1 tRNA gene and 2 rRNA genes are annotated in these 328 nt (G+C 55.2%); all 3 read right to left on the bottom strand.

The window, feature by feature from the left end:
* A 5S ribosomal RNA gene (gene rrf, locus ITX55_RS23925) occupies positions 1-101 on the bottom strand; the annotation flags it as partial.
* A 45-nt stretch (positions 102-146) separates the two neighbouring features.
* Positions 147-222 (bottom strand) — tRNA-Thr (locus ITX55_RS23920).
* A gap of 14 nt (positions 223-236) precedes the next feature.
* Positions 237-328 (bottom strand): 5S ribosomal RNA (gene rrf, locus ITX55_RS23915); the annotation flags it as partial.

Raw genomic sequence — 328 nt, 5'->3', positions numbered from 1 at the left:
ACTCTCGCATGGGGAGACCCCACACTACCATCGGCGCTACGGCGTTTCACTTCTGAGTTCGGCATGGGGTCAGGTGGGACCACCGCGCTATTGCCGCCAAGCAAATTCTTTTTTCTGCCGAACTTCTAAACCCACTTTAAATAAAGTGGTGCTGATACCCAGAGTCGAACTGGGGACCTCACCCTTACCAAGGGTGCGCTCTACCAACTGAGCCATATCAGCACGCTTAATTTGATGCCTGGCAGTGTCCTACTCTCGCATGGGGAGACCCCACACTACCATCGGCGCTACGGCGTTTCACTTCTGAGTTCGGCATGGGGTCAGGTGG

This window comes from Serratia sp. EWG9, from assembly GCF_019913725.1.
In the GTDB taxonomy this organism is placed as follows: domain Bacteria; phylum Pseudomonadota; class Gammaproteobacteria; order Enterobacterales; family Enterobacteriaceae; genus Serratia; species Serratia ureilytica.
The sequence above is the reverse complement of the archived record's forward strand: the minus strand, read 5'-3'. Positions and strand labels throughout refer to the sequence as shown.